Origin of the sequence: Citrobacter sp. RHBSTW-00881 (assembly GCF_013728515.1) — a bacterium.
GTDB classification, from domain to species: domain Bacteria; phylum Pseudomonadota; class Gammaproteobacteria; order Enterobacterales; family Enterobacteriaceae; genus Citrobacter; species Citrobacter braakii.
Genome location: NZ_CP056269.1, coordinates 360350 through 374198, shown reverse-complemented (window position 1 = coordinate 374198; position 13849 = coordinate 360350). Strand labels below are relative to the sequence as shown.

The following is a 13849-nucleotide window of genomic DNA, read 5'->3' as shown; positions in this document are numbered from 1 at the left end:
ATACTACCGCGCGTTTGTTTATAAACTGCCCAAATGCCACTAAATGGGAAATCTCCAGTGAAGTTCGTAAAGTATTTATTAATCCTTGCAGTATGTTGCATCCTGCTGGGAGCAGGCTCGATTTATGGCCTCTATCGCTATATTGAGCCGCAATTACCTGACGTCGCGACGCTCAAAGATGTGCGTTTACAGATCCCGATGCAGGTTTACAGCGCTGATGGCGAGCTGATCGCGCAATATGGCGAGAAACGTCGAATCCCGGTCACCCTGGATCAGATGCCGCCGGTAATGGTTAAAGCCTTTATCGCTACCGAAGACAGTCGCTTTTATGAGCACCACGGGGTAGACCCGGTGGGGATCTTCCGTGCTGCCAGCGTCGCGCTGTTCTCCGGCCATGCATCGCAAGGGGCCAGCACCATTACCCAACAGTTGGCGAGAAACTTCTTTCTGAGCCCGGAACGTACGCTGATGCGTAAGATCAAAGAAGTGTTCCTGGCGATCCGCATTGAACAACTGCTGAGTAAAGATGAGATCCTCGAACTGTATCTGAACAAGATTTACCTGGGGTATCGCGCTTATGGCGTAGGTGCTGCCGCGCAGGTCTATTTCGGTAAGACGGTTGATCAGCTCAGCTTAAGTGAAATTGCGGTGATTGCCGGTCTGCCAAAAGCGCCGTCAACCTTCAACCCCCTCTATTCGATGGAAAGGGCAACCGCGCGACGTAACGTCGTACTGTCGCGTATGTTGAGCGAAAACTACATCACGCAGGCCCAGTACGATCAGGCGCGCGGCGAAGCCATTGACGCCAACTACCACGCGCCGGAAATCGCCTTCTCCGCGCCGTATCTCTCTGAGATGGTGCGCCAGGAGATGTATAACCGTTATGGCGAGAAAGCCTATGAGGACGGGTATCGCATCACCACCACTATTACGCGCAAAGTACAGCAGGCTGCTCAGCAGGCAGTACGTAACAACGTAATGGATTACGACATGCGCCACGGTTATCGCGGCCCGTCGAACGTGCTGTGGAAAGTGGGCGAAAGCAGTTGGGACAGCAAGAAAATCACCGATACGCTGAAAGCGCTACCGACTTATGGTCCCCTGCTACCGGCGGTTGTTACCAGCGCCAATCCGCAGGAAGCCATTGCCGCGCTGGCGGATGGTACGTCAGTGTCATTACGGATGGAAGGCATGCGCTGGGCGCGTCCTTACCGCTCGGATACCCAGCAAGGCCCGACGCCGCGCAAAGTGACTGATGTGGTGCAAACCGGGCAGCAAATCTGGGTACGCCAGGTTGGCGATGCCTGGTGGCTGGCGCAAGTACCGGACGTCAACTCCGCACTGGTCTCCATCAATCCGCAAAACGGCGCGGTGCTGGCGCTGGTCGGTGGTTTTGACTTCAACCAGAGCAAGTTTAACCGTGCAACCCAGGCGTTACGCCAGGTGGGTTCCAACATCAAACCATTCCTGTATACCGCCGCGATGGATAAAGGTCTGACGCTGGCGAGCATGCTTAACGACGTGCCGATCTCCCGCTGGGATGCCGGCGCGGGTTCCGACTGGCAGCCGAAGAACTCACCGCCGCAATACGCCGGTCCTATCCGCTTACGTCAGGGGCTGGGTCAGTCGAAAAACGTGGTGATGGTACGCGCCATGCGCGCGATGGGCGTGGATTACGCGGCAGAGTATCTGCAACGTTTCGGCTTCCCGGCACAGAACATTGTGCACACCGAGTCGCTGGCGCTGGGTTCTGCCTCGTTCACGCCGTTGCAGGTGGCGCGCGGTTATGCAGTGATGTCTAACGGCGGCTTCCTGGTCGATCCGTATTTCATCAGTAAAATCGAAAGCGATATGGGCGGCGTTATCTTCGAGGCGAAGCCGAAAATTGCCTGTCCGGAATGCGATATTCCGGTGATTTATGGTGATACCCAGAAATCTAACGTGCTGGAAAACAGTAACGTCGAAGATGTCGCCGTCTCGCAGGAACAGCAGAATGCCTCCGTGCCTATGCCTCAGCTTGAGCAGGCAAACCAGGCGCTGGTCGCGCAAAGCGGAACGCAGGAGTACGCTCCACACGTGATCAACACGCCGCTGGCCTTCCTGATTAAAAGCGCCCTGAATACCAATATCTTTGGTGAGCCGGGCTGGATGGGAACCGGTTGGCGTGCAGGTCGCGATTTACAGCGCCATGATATCGGCGGGAAAACCGGGACCACCAACAGCTCTAAAGATGCATGGTTCTCCGGCTACGGGCCAGGCGTGGTGACGTCGGTATGGATCGGGTTTGATGACCATCGCCGCAATCTCGGACACACGACGGCTTCTGGGGCGATCAAAGACCAGATCTCCGGCTACGAAGGCGGCGCAAAGAGCGCACAGCCTGCCTGGGATGCCTATATGAAGTCCGTGCTGGAAGGCGTGCCTGAGCAGCCGCTGACGCCGCCGCCGGGTATTGTGACGGTCAATATCGATCGCAGCACCGGTCAACTGGCAAGCGGTGGCAACAGCCGCGCAGAATACTTCATTGAAGGCACTCAGCCGACGCAACAGGCGGTGCATGAGGTGGGGACGACCATTATCGATAATGGTGAGACGCACGAACTGTTCTGATCCCTGACCGATCAAAAAAAGGCGCTTCGGCGCCTTTTTTATTATTCGTGAAGAGAAATTAAAGCCGCCCTTGCCCTTTCAGCCATTCGCGCACGAGGAACAGCGCACTCACATTACGCGCTTCGTGAAAATCAGGATCTTCCAGCAGATCCATCAAATGCGCCAGCGGCCAGCGCACCTGCGGTAATGGTTCAGGCTCATCACCTTCCAGCGATTCAGGATATAAGTCCTCCGCCACCACGATGTTCATTTTGCTGGAGAAATAGGACGGCGCCATGCTGAGTTTCTTTAAAAACGTCAGATCTTTTGCGCCAAACCCCACCTCTTCTTTCAGCTCCCGATTCGCCGCTTCATACACGCTTTCGCCAGGATCGATTAACCCCTTAGAAAAACCCAGTTCGTAAGATTCGGTCCCGACCGCATATTCGCGGATGAGGATCAGGTGGTCGTCCACAATCGGCACAATCATTACCGCTTCACGCGTGGACGGGCGCATACGTTCATAAACGCGGCGTACGCCATTGCTGAACTCAAGGTCCACGCTTTCGACTTTAAACAGCCGGGATTGGGCGACGGTTTCCACTTTCAAAATCGTGGGTTTCTGTAATGATTTGCTCATTGTGAGGATCTTTGCTGTGAAATCTGGGGTTATTGTGCGATATACCGCACGGTTTCGGCAATGTGAATTGCCGTTTATTTACATTTATGTAACGTACTAAAAGTTAATCCCTATTTCAAATTAAAAGTCAATAGGTTGAAATAACTCCAGGAATTTGCTGATATTCCATTTTTAGTGATTTTGCTATGATTCGCATTTACTGGGCTGTACTTAAAGATGCTCAAGTTCGACTCCACACTTGCCGATAGCCAACCACAGAATCACGAATATTGAACAGGGTGCGACTGACCACGCCTGACAGACTAAGTAAGATGGGGAAAGCATGAGCACCATTCTGATTTTTTTAGCTGCTTTGCTGGCCTGCTCATTGCTTGCAGGATGGCTACTCAGAACGAAATCCAGACGGAAAAATTTACCCTTGAGCAACGTCTTCTCAGACGCCTCGAAGCGTAAACTCACGCCTGAAGAGCGCAGTGCAGTCGAAAACTATCTCGAAAGCCTTAGTCAAATTCAACAGGTACCTAGTCCAACGGGCGCCAGCTCCGCGCCGGTGTCATTAACGCTGAATGCCCAAAGTAATAGCGTCATCGTACTTACGCACGCGATTACACGTTACGGCATTACTACCGACGATCCTAACAAATGGCGTTACTATCTTGATTCCGTTGAGGTACATCTTCCCCCTTTCTGGGAACAATACATCAATGACGAAAACAGCGTTGAGCTAATCCACACCAATACGATACCGCTGGTTATCTCCCTGAACGGCCATACGCTGCAGGAATATATGCAGGAAGCGCGTGGCTATGCGTTACAGCACACCGCCTCTACCCAGGCGTCCATTCGCGGTGAAGAAAGCGAGCAGATTGAACTGCTGAATATTCGCCAGGAAACCCATGAAGAATATGCGCTCAGCCGCCCGTCTGGATTGCGCGAGGCGTTACTGATTGCCGCATCGTTCCTGCTGTTCTTTTTCTGTTTGATAATCCCGGATACGTTTGTTCCGTGGACAGTTGGTGGCGCGGTGCTGCTACTGGCTGCGGGTCTGTGGGGGCTGTTTGCCCCCCCGTCTAAAACCGCCCTGCGGGAAATTCATTGTCTGCGCGGTACGCCGCGTCGCTGGGGGCTGTTTGGCGAAAACGACCAGGAGCAAATTAATAATATCTCGCTAGGTATTATTGATCTGATTTATCCACCGCACTGGCAGCCTTACATCGCACAAGATCTTGGCCAGCAAACGGATATCGATATTTATCTCGATCGCCACGTTGTTCGCCAGGGACGCTTTTTATCGCTGCATGACGAAGTCAAAAACTTCCCGTTACAGCACTGGCTGCACAACGCCGTCATCGCGGGCGGCTCGTTGCTGGTGCTGCTGATGCTGCTGTTTTGGATCCCGCTGGATATGCCGATAAAGCTTACGCTTTCCTGGATGAAGGGCGCACAAACTATCGAAGCCACCAGCGTTAAACAGCTTGAAAACGCGGGCGTTCGCGTGGGTGACACGCTGCATCTGAGCGGTACGGGTATGTGTAACATTCATACCCAGGGGAGCTGGAATGCGCAGCCTTCCGCGCCGTTTATGCCTTTCGATTGCACGCAAATTATCTGGAATGACGCGCGCGCATTACCGCTGCCTGAGTCCGATCTGGTGAATAAAGCCACCGCGCTCACGCAGGCGGTAAACCGCCAACTGCACCCCAAAGCGGATGATGACTCTCGCGTCAGCGCATCGTTACGCTCGGCAATTCAAAAGTCCGGAATGGTGTTACTGGACGATTTTGGCGAGATCGTCCTGAAAACGGCCGATCTGTGCGCGGCCAAAGATGAATGTGTACGTTTAAAAAATGCACTGGTTAACCTTGGTAACAGTAAAGACTGGACGGCGCTGGTGAAACGGGCGAACGCAGGCAAACTGGATGGCGTGAACGTGCTGCTGCGTCCGGTAAGCGCGGAGTCGTTGGATAATCTGGTGAATACCTCTACGGCGCCGTTTATTTCACGCGAGACTGCGCGAGCGGCCCAGACGCTGAATAGCCCAGCCCCTGGCGGTTTCCTGATTATCAGCGACGAAGGCAGCGATCTGGTCGATCAGCCGTGGCCGACAACCTCGCTATATGACTATCCCCCACAGGAACAGTGGAACGCCTTCCAGCGCCTGGCGCAGATGCTGATGCAGACGCCGTTTCGCGCGGAGGGGATCGTCACCAATATTTCGACCGACGCCAATGGCACCCAGCACATTGGCCTGCACCGTATCCCGGATCGTTCAGGATTATGGCGCTACCTTGGCACGACGCTGCTGATGTTCTCCATGCTCGGATGCGCTGTCTACAACAGCATACAGGCTTTCAGACGCTACCAGCGTCACCGCTCCCGCATCACGGAAATTCAGAGCTACTACGAAAGTTGCCTGAATCCAACGCTGATTGACAACCCGGAAAGCCTGATTCGATAACACGCTCGCGCGACAGGATATGCTACCCTGTCGCGCATCATGTTTTCTTCTGGGGAGTTTCCATGCAGATCAATATTGCCTGGCAGGATGTCGATACCGTGTTGTTAGATATGGACGGCACGCTGCTCGACCTGGCATTCGATAACTATTTCTGGCAAAAACTGGTGCCGGAAACCTATGGCGCGAAACAGGGTATCTCTCCCCAGGAAGCCCAGGACTATATTCGTCAGCAGTATCATGCCGTGCAGCATACGCTAAACTGGTACTGCCTGGATTACTGGAGCGAATGCCTGGATCTTGATATTTGCGCCATGACAACGGAACAGGGACTGCGCGCCGTTTTGCGTGAAGATACTGTACCGTTTCTTGATGCCTTAAAAGCCAGCGGCAAGCGCCGTATTTTGCTCACCAACGCGCATCCCCATAACCTGGCGGTGAAGCTGGAGCATACCGGTCTGGCCTCACACCTTGATTTATTACTTTCCACCCACACATTTGGTTATCCCAAAGAGGATCAGCGGTTATGGCACGCTGTGGCTGAAGAAACGGGAATGAGTGCAGAGAAGACGCTGTTTATTGATGACAGCGAACCCATTCTCGACGCCGCTGCTCTGTACGGTATTCGTTACTGCCTCGGCGTGACCAATCCCGACTCAGGCATCGCGGAAAAACAGTACGCACGCCATCCGTCACTGAATGACTACCGCCGACTGATCCCCTCACTGATGTGAAGGAGACGCCATGAAAGAAAAGCCCTCTACTGAAGTCAGGCTGGATAAATGGCTGTGGGCTGCACGCTTTTACAAAACGCGTGCGCTAGCCCGCGAAATGGTTGAAGGCGGTAAGGTGCATTACAACGGCCAGCGCAGCAAACCGAGCAAGATTGTCGAGCTGAACGCCACCCTCACCCTGCGCCAGGGAAATGACGAGCGAACGGTCATTATCAAGGCTATTACCGAGCAGCGTCGCCCGGCCACGGAAGCCGTTACGCTGTATGAAGAAACCGCGGAAAGCGTAGAAAAACGCGAAAAAGTGGCGCTGGCGCGTAAACTTAACGCGTTAACCATGCCGCACCCGGACAGGCGACCGGACAAGAAAGAGCGCCGCGACCTGTTACGATTTAAACATGGCGACAGCGAGTGACTGTCACCTGCAAGAGAGATGATTATGCCGCAACATGACCAATTACATCGTTATCTGTTTGAAAACTTTGCCGTGCGCGGCGAGCTGGTGACCGTTTCGGAAACCCTGCAACAGATCCTCGAAAATCATACTTACCCGCAGCCGGTCAAGAACGTGCTGGCTGAACTGCTGGTCGCCACCAGCCTGCTCACCGCCACGCTGAAGTTTGCCGGTGATATCACCGTACAGCTGCAGGGCGATGGTCCGCTGAGCCTGGCCGTCATTAACGGCAACAACAATCAGCAGATGCGCGGCGTGGCCCGTATGCAGGGCGATATCCCTGAAGGCGCTGATCTCAAAACGCTGGTAGGCAACGGCTACCTGGTGATCACCATTACCCCAGAAGAAGGCGAGCGCTATCAGGGCGTGGTTGGTCTGGAAGGCGACACGCTGGCCGCCTGTCTGGAAGATTACTTCATGCGTTCTGAACAGTTGCCGACACGTCTGTTTATCCGTACTGGCGACGTCGATGGCAAACCCGCTGCTGGCGGGATGCTTCTGCAGGTAATGCCGGCGCAAAACGCGCAGGCAGATGATTTCGATCACCTGACAGCCCTGACCGAAACCATCAAAACTGAAGAGCTGTTAACGCTCCCGGCCAACGACGTGCTGTGGCGCTTGTACCACGAAGAAGAGGTTACTCTCTACGATCCGCAGGACGTTGAGTTCAAATGCACCTGTTCACGCGAACGCTGCGCTGGCGCACTGAAAACGCTGCCGGACGAAGAAGTGGACAGCATTCTGGCGGAAGAAGGCGAGATCGATATGCACTGCGATTACTGCGGGAGCCACTATCTGTTTAACGCCATGGACATTGCTGAGATCCGCAGCAACGCTTCCCCGGCGGACCCGCAGGTACATTAATCACTACTGCCTATCCGGCCCACAATCGTCGACCGGATAGGCGTTCGCACCGCCATCCATCAAAACGCTATCCGCAACACGCTCACTCGTTGTAATAATTTATCGGCAATCGGGTGCCATCAATGGTGATATCACGCCAAACTCTGGGGGCTGAATCCAGTTGATTATTCGCCACCGCCTGCAGCAGTTTATCCTTATTGAATCCTGCAGGTAGCTGACCTGATGCGATGAGTTCCCATTTATCCTCTTTCCTGGCAAAGACCAGACTCTCACCATCGCCAAAAGCATACAGCACCTGCTCAGGCTTACCATCAGCATTGAGGTCCTGATCGACCAGGACGCATGCATCCTGCTCAACGCAAGATCTAATGCGGTAGCTCTGCCCTTTGACAAACGCCCAGAAGGTCTCATCGGGTTGCCTGCTACCCGGAGCGATCATCACTTTCGGCGCTAGTTGAGTGGTAGTCAGGTTCTGCATGGGATCGCGACGTCCTTGCAGCAGAGAATTTAAGTCGCGCCGGCGCTTACTGTCTTGGTTAAACGCCGCATCTTTTTGTAATGCCTCCAATGCCGCACGTCCCGGTTTTCCGCTCTTACCCAACATATACAGGCTGACCTGATCCGGCTTAATTTTGCCGCTGTGATACAGCCCCATATGGCTGTTGACGCTGATGCGCCAGGCATCAATAACCGGCGACGACAGCAAAATCAACAGCCCCAACGCCAGCAACGAAACGCAAAGAATCACCTTCCCCTGAAGCTCAAGCGGATTGCGCCCACGGCGTAAAATACTCGCCAGATAGCCAAACGACCAGAGCAGCAGCACGCAGACCACCAGCACGCCATATAAGCGCTCGGGCGTCCAACCGTACTGTTGAATTCGCACCCACAGTGACCAACCGGCAATCAGCATATAGATGGGCGCGACAACCAGGGCGCATTTGATCAGGTAGCGTAACGCGGCTGGATAGGGAAGCGCCTCTTTCTGCGGCTCGCGAACGATAGCCATCAACAGCAGCAGGAGCAGCGCCAGCGTTGACATCAACCCGGCCGCAGACACCCGCTGCGAGATAGCCTCCAGGCCGGTGAAGGGTAAGGTCAATACAAACATCAGCGCCAGCAGCGCGACCAGGGGTAACAGACCGGTGGCGATCAAAGTCAGTAACTTTTGGACCGCCGCAACCAGACGCGACTGCGTGCGGGTCAGTACCACCGCCAGTGCGGTAACCAGGCCAAAGGCCACGTAGCCAAACCAGTCGGTATCAAAGAAAAGCGTGTCGAAGAAGGTAATACCAACGAGCTTAAACATCTCGCTCCATAGCAGGAGCACCATCCAGAACAGACCGTTGGCGACAAAGACAATCAGTAACGTCAGCGCATTAAGCCACAAACTAGCATAAAACTGCGCATAGCGCGCCTGCTGGCGGGATGCGTGGAGCGAGTACTGAATCCATGGCAATGCCAGCATCGCCATCAGCAGTAAGCTCCAGCCGTACAACATAAAAATATCATTTTTCCGCCACTTATCGCTGCCCTCGACTTGCCACTTTAGCCAGACGCTCATCGCCAGCACGACAACAAAGATCAGCGCCATCCAGTACCACAGCGCACGTTGTTTGAAAGAGACAACGGTGAGTAAAAGCGCCGAGGAGAGAGCAATTGTCGCGGGCATGCCATAGAACAGCCAGCCGTCATTATGCGGCACCAGATATGTCATCAGCAGGTAGCACAATATCCCCTGTAACAGGCCGATAGATATCATGCCCCAGCGAGTAGTACGTGAAAGCTCAACACTATCCATGTCGTCACCCAGAATGAAGAGAAAAGGTAATTATCGCATCAACTTCACAATTTTGAGCATTGATAGGCCGATCCCGGACCACTGCGACGGGAAGTGAATCGATATTGTTTATGTATGAGTTACGTTATTTTCTTACGTGAATGCGATTACACTCACAAGTTTCCCGCCAAAAACACTCTCTATTAACGTTTTAAGAACATTTTCCACAACAAAAAAGGGTTTCCTGCCATAATATCCGCCTCTTTGTGACAGGAGTCGCAGCGCATTCGGTTATCCGTGATTTTCCCGGATGCGTAAATCTATGAGCCTTGTCGCGGTTAGCAATCCCTAAAAAACCTTACTATTCCAGGTAATACATATTGGCTAAGGAGCAGTGAAATGCGTGTGAACAACAGTTTAACCCCGCAAGATCTCAAGGCTTATGGTATCAATGACGTTCAGGATATCGTTTACAATCCAGACTACGACACGCTTTTCCAGGAGGAACTTGATCCAAACCTGGAAGGTTATGAGCGTGGCGTGTTAACAAACCTGGGCGCCGTTGCCGTTGATACCGGTATCTTTACCGGACGTTCGCCAAAGGATAAGTATATTGTCCGTGACGACACCACGCGCGACACGCTCTGGTGGTCCGACAAAGGTAAAGGTAAGAACGACAACAAACCGCTCTCCCCGGAAACCTGGCAGCATCTGAAAGGATTAGTCACCCAGCAGCTTTCCGGCAAGCGTCTGTTTATCATTGATGCATTCTGCGGCGCTAACGCCGATACCCGCCTTTCCGTACGCTTCATTACCGAAGTAGCCTGGCAGGCGCATTTTGTTAAAAATATGTTCATCCGCCCAAGCGACGAAGAGCTGGTTGATTTCAAACCTGATTTCATCGTGATGAACGGCGCTAAATGCACTAACCCGCAGTGGAAAGAGCAGGGTCTGAACTCCGAAAACTTCGTGGCTTTCAACCTGACTGAGCGTATCCAGTTGATTGGTGGCACCTGGTACGGCGGCGAAATGAAGAAAGGTATGTTCTCCGTAATGAACTACCTGCTGCCGCTGAAAGGCATTGCCTCCATGCACTGCTCGGCAAACGTCGGGGAAAAAGGTGATGTGGCAGTCTTCTTTGGCCTGTCCGGTACAGGTAAAACAACGCTGTCCACCGATCCGAAACGCCGCCTGATTGGCGATGACGAACACGGCTGGGATGACGACGGCGTGTTTAACTTTGAAGGCGGTTGCTACGCGAAGACCATCAAACTGTCTAAAGATGCCGAGCCGGAAATCTACAACGCAATCCGTCGTGACGCGCTGCTGGAAAACGTCACCGTGCGCGCAGATGGTTCCATCGACTTCGACGACGGTTCCAAAACCGAAAACACCCGCGTGTCCTACCCGATTTATCACATCGATAACATCGTTAAGCCGGTGTCAAAAGCGGGTCACGCCACCAAAGTGATCTTCCTGACCGCCGATGCGTTTGGCGTGCTGCCGCCGGTCTCTCGCCTGACGGCAGACCAAACCCAGTACCACTTCCTGTCTGGCTTCACCGCCAAACTGGCCGGTACCGAACGTGGCGTCACCGAACCGACCCCAACCTTCTCAGCCTGCTTTGGCGCAGCATTCCTGTCACTGCACCCAACGCAGTACGCAGAAGTACTGGTGAAACGTATGCAGGCGGCAGGTGCGCAGGCATATCTGGTTAACACCGGCTGGAACGGTACCGGCAAGCGTATCTCTATCAAAGATACCCGCGCGATTATCGACGCTATCCTGAACGGTTCACTGGATGACGCAGAAACGTTCCGTCTGCCGATGTTTGACCTGGCTATCCCAACCGAGCTGCCGGGCGTGGATACTCGCATTCTCGATCCGCGTAATACCTATGCTTCTCCGGAGCAGTGGCAGGAAAAAGCCAACGCGCTGGCAAAACTGTTTATCGAGAACTTCGAGAAATACACCGATACCCCTGCGGGTGAAGCGCTGGTTAGCGCCGGACCGAAGCTGTAACGAAGAGTGCCGGATGGCGGTTTCGCCTTATCCGGCCTACAGCAACAAAAAGGGAGGCATTTCGCCTCCCTTTCTTATGCGTCTTTCGTGATGCCCTGCGCGCGAGTGAAGGGAACCGGAAGCCAGGCGCGGATCGACAACCCTCCTCGTTCACTGGTGCCAATTTCCAGCATACCGTTATGGTTATCGATAATACGCTGCACAATCGCCAGACCCAGGCCCGTGCCGCTGGTACTACGCGCGCTGTCGCCGCGGACAAACGGCTGGAACAGGTGTTTACGCTGCTCCGGCTTGATGCCCGGACCATCATCTTCTACCTGGAACCAGGCGCGATGCGTCTCCGTACCGCTGCTGACCTTAATCCAGCCGTTGCCGTAACGGGCGGCGTTAACCACCATATTGGCAACCGCACGCTTGATCGACAGCGGGTGCATTTTCACCTGAATGCTGCCCGGCAGCAGCGCAGTTTCGATTTCACGTTCATAGCCGCTTTCCGCTGCGACCACTTCGCCTAATACCGAGTTCAGATCCGCCATCTCCATCGGCATCTCCTGACCGGTACGCAGATAATCGATAAACTGCTCGATAATGGCATTACACTCTTCGATGTCCTTATTGATGGATTCCGCGAGATAACCATCCTCTTCGCCCATCATTTCGGTCGCCAGACGAATACGCGTCAGCGGAGTACGTAAATCGTGGCTCACGCCCGCCATTAACAGCGTACGGTCATCGGCCAGTTGCTTCACCCCCGCGGCCATATGGTTAAAGGCTCGGGTAACGGAGCGCACCTCTGAAGCGCCATACTCACGCAGCGGCGGCGGAATAATACCTTTCCCCACCTGCAGCGCCGCATGTTCAAGATCCACCAGAGGCCGGTTCTGGATACGGATAAACAGCCACGCGCCACCGATAGCCAACAGCATAATCGCCAGCGTGTAGCGGAACAGCGGTGAGAAATCGCCCTGATGGATCTCCGTCAGCGGCACGCGTACCCAGATATTGGGCGACAGCCAGGTTTTCAGCCATACGACCGGCGAGCTTTTGTTCACCTCAACGCGGACTTCCGTCGGACCGCCCAGTTGCTGCGCCATCTGATGGCTTAAGAATTCATAGTGTTGCGCCCAACGCAGTCCAGCTTCTTCAGCGGCCTCGTTGGAATAGAGGGAAATACCCAGCTCACGATAAATTTCCCGGCGGAATGCGGGCGGCACCACCAGTTGCGTACCGTCCTCCAGCTGCAGTTTATCGGTCATCAGCATACGAACTTCGTAGGCCAGGACCTTATTAAACTGCTGGAGGCTCGGCAGTATCGCGAAGTTCAGCACTACCAGGTAAGTCGTCACCAGGCTGGCAAACAGCAAGGTGACGATGAGCAATAACGTGCGGGCAAACGAACTTCGTGGCGAGAAGCGCATTCGCCTCATGCTTTAGAACCGTCCGGAACAAAGACGTAGCCGAGACCCCACACGGTCTGAATGTAGCGCGGATGCGCCGGGTCCTCTTCCACCATACGGCGCAGGCGAGAAATCTGGACATCGATAGACCGCTCCATCGCCGAATATTCACGACCACGGGCCAGGTTCATCAGCTTGTCGCGGGACAGCGGCTCGCGCGGGTGGCTTACCAGCGCTTTCAGTACTGCAAATTCCCCGCTGGTGAGCGGCATTGGCTCATCTTCACGGAACATTTCACGCGTACCGAGGTTCAGTTTAAACTTACCAAAAGCAATGACCGCTTCTTCCTGAGAAGGCGCGCCCGGCAGTTCGTTCGCCTGACGACGCAGTACAGCGCGAATACGCGCCAGCAGTTCTCGCGGGTTAAACGGTTTCGGAATGTAATCGTCAGCGCCGATTTCCAGCCCAACGATACGATCGACTTCTTCACCCTTCGCCGTGACCATAATGATCGGCATCGGGTTGCTTTGACTGCGCAGGCGACGGCAAATAGACAGGCCATCTTCTCCCGGCAGCATTAAATCCAGCACCATCAGGTGAAAGGACTCACGGGTCAGCAGACGATCCATCTGCTCAGCGTTAGCGACGCTTCGAACCTGGAAGCCCTGCTCGGTCAGATAACGCTCCAGAAGCGCACGCAAGCGCATGTCGTCATCGACCACCAGAATCTTATAGTTCTCTTGCATTGTTATTACTCCCAAAGGTTCGCAACAATTAAGTGTATATTCTTAAGAAAGCTAACGTGAGTCACCAGCGAATTCTGGTATGAATTCCAGGCTAAATTGTTACAAAGCATATTAAACAGCAGCTTAAGTATACAATGTTTCTCGCAATACATTATTTATTCTGTTGATATG

10 protein-coding genes are annotated in these 13849 nt (G+C 53.9%); 6 read left to right on the top strand and 4 right to left on the bottom strand.

Annotation, left to right across the window (positions count from 1 at the left end; all coding sequences use genetic code 11):
* The first annotated feature begins 57 nt into the window (after nucleotides 1-57).
* Entirely contained in the window at nucleotides 58-2610 is a 2553-nt protein-coding gene (gene mrcA / locus HV311_RS01740; RefSeq protein WP_181626845.1) for a peptidoglycan glycosyltransferase/peptidoglycan DD-transpeptidase MrcA, read from the top strand.
* 58 nt (nucleotides 2611-2668) lie between these two features.
* Here mrcA and nudE read toward each other — a convergent pair whose 3' ends face one another.
* The gene (gene nudE / locus HV311_RS01735) at nucleotides 2669-3229 is read right to left on the bottom strand and encodes an ADP compounds hydrolase NudE (protein WP_016154795.1); all 561 of its coding nucleotides are present in this window, start codon (nucleotides 3227-3229) and stop codon (nucleotides 2669-2671) included.
* Nucleotides 3230-3551: 322 nt separating this feature from the next.
* Here nudE and igaA point away from each other — a divergent pair, with 322 nt between their 5' ends.
* The 4 genes from igaA to hslO all read left to right on the top strand — a co-directional run bounded on the left by igaA (nucleotide 3552) and on the right by hslO (nucleotide 7733).
* Nucleotides 3552-5687 carry an intracellular growth attenuator protein IgaA gene (gene igaA, locus HV311_RS01730; protein WP_191220649.1) on the top strand — a complete coding sequence of 712 codons (2136 nt, stop codon included), beginning with the start codon at nucleotides 3552-3554 and terminating at the stop codon, nucleotides 5685-5687.
* Between the two features lie 62 nt (nucleotides 5688-5749).
* A complete protein-coding gene (gene yrfG / locus HV311_RS01725; RefSeq protein WP_191220648.1) occupies nucleotides 5750-6418 on the top strand; it encodes a GMP/IMP nucleotidase in 669 nt (222 codons plus the stop codon).
* Between the two features lie 10 nt (nucleotides 6419-6428).
* On the top strand, nucleotides 6429-6830 hold the full coding sequence (hslR, locus tag HV311_RS01720) for a ribosome-associated heat shock protein Hsp15 (RefSeq protein WP_019078146.1): 402 nt from the start codon (nucleotides 6429-6431) through the stop codon (nucleotides 6828-6830).
* Between the two features lie 24 nt (nucleotides 6831-6854).
* On the top strand, nucleotides 6855-7733 hold the full coding sequence (gene hslO / locus HV311_RS01715) for an Hsp33 family molecular chaperone HslO (protein ID WP_016154799.1): 879 nt from the start codon (nucleotides 6855-6857) through the stop codon (nucleotides 7731-7733).
* Nucleotides 7734-7815: 82 nt separating this feature from the next.
* Here the strand turns inward: hslO and HV311_RS01710 are convergent, their stop codons facing one another.
* Nucleotides 7816-9534 carry a DUF4153 domain-containing protein gene (locus HV311_RS01710; protein ID WP_191220647.1) on the bottom strand — a complete coding sequence of 573 codons (1719 nt, stop codon included), beginning with the start codon at nucleotides 9532-9534 and terminating at the stop codon, nucleotides 7816-7818.
* A gap of 378 nt (nucleotides 9535-9912) precedes the next feature.
* On the opposite strand from HV311_RS01710, the gene pckA reads away from it, so the two are divergent.
* The gene (pckA, locus tag HV311_RS01705) at nucleotides 9913-11535 is read left to right on the top strand and encodes a phosphoenolpyruvate carboxykinase (ATP) (protein WP_016154801.1); all 1623 of its coding nucleotides are present in this window, start codon (nucleotides 9913-9915) and stop codon (nucleotides 11533-11535) included.
* A gap of 74 nt (nucleotides 11536-11609) precedes the next feature.
* Here the strand turns inward: pckA and envZ are convergent, their stop codons facing one another.
* Nucleotides 11610-12962, bottom strand: coding sequence for a two-component system sensor histidine kinase EnvZ (gene envZ / locus HV311_RS01700; RefSeq protein WP_029139732.1), 1353 nt, complete (start codon nucleotides 12960-12962; stop codon nucleotides 11610-11612).
* Nucleotides 12959-13678 carry an osmolarity response regulator transcription factor OmpR gene (gene ompR, locus HV311_RS01695; protein ID WP_001157751.1) on the bottom strand — a complete coding sequence of 240 codons (720 nt, stop codon included), beginning with the start codon at nucleotides 13676-13678 and terminating at the stop codon, nucleotides 12959-12961. The genes envZ and ompR overlap by 4 nt, the downstream gene beginning before the upstream one ends.
* Nucleotides 13679-13849: the final 171 nt, after the last annotated feature.

Coding starts and splice junctions, on each gene's coding strand:
- pckA (WP_016154801.1), top strand. CDS start 9,913: ATGCGTGTGAACAACAGTTTAACCCCGCAAGATCTCAAGGCTTATGGT.
- envZ (WP_029139732.1), bottom strand. CDS start 12,962: ATGAGGCGAATGCGCTTCTCGCCACGAAGTTCGTTTGCCCGCACGTTA.
- nudE (WP_016154795.1), bottom strand. CDS start 3,229: ATGAGCAAATCATTACAGAAACCCACGATTTTGAAAGTGGAAACCGTC.
- hslO (WP_016154799.1), top strand. CDS start 6,855: ATGCCGCAACATGACCAATTACATCGTTATCTGTTTGAAAACTTTGCC.
- hslR (WP_019078146.1), top strand. CDS start 6,429: ATGAAAGAAAAGCCCTCTACTGAAGTCAGGCTGGATAAATGGCTGTGG.
- ompR (WP_001157751.1), bottom strand. CDS start 13,678: ATGCAAGAGAACTATAAGATTCTGGTGGTCGATGACGACATGCGCTTG.
- igaA (WP_191220649.1), top strand. CDS start 3,552: ATGAGCACCATTCTGATTTTTTTAGCTGCTTTGCTGGCCTGCTCATTG.
- HV311_RS01710 (WP_191220647.1), bottom strand. CDS start 9,534: ATGGATAGTGTTGAGCTTTCACGTACTACTCGCTGGGGCATGATATCT.
- yrfG (WP_191220648.1), top strand. CDS start 5,750: ATGCAGATCAATATTGCCTGGCAGGATGTCGATACCGTGTTGTTAGAT.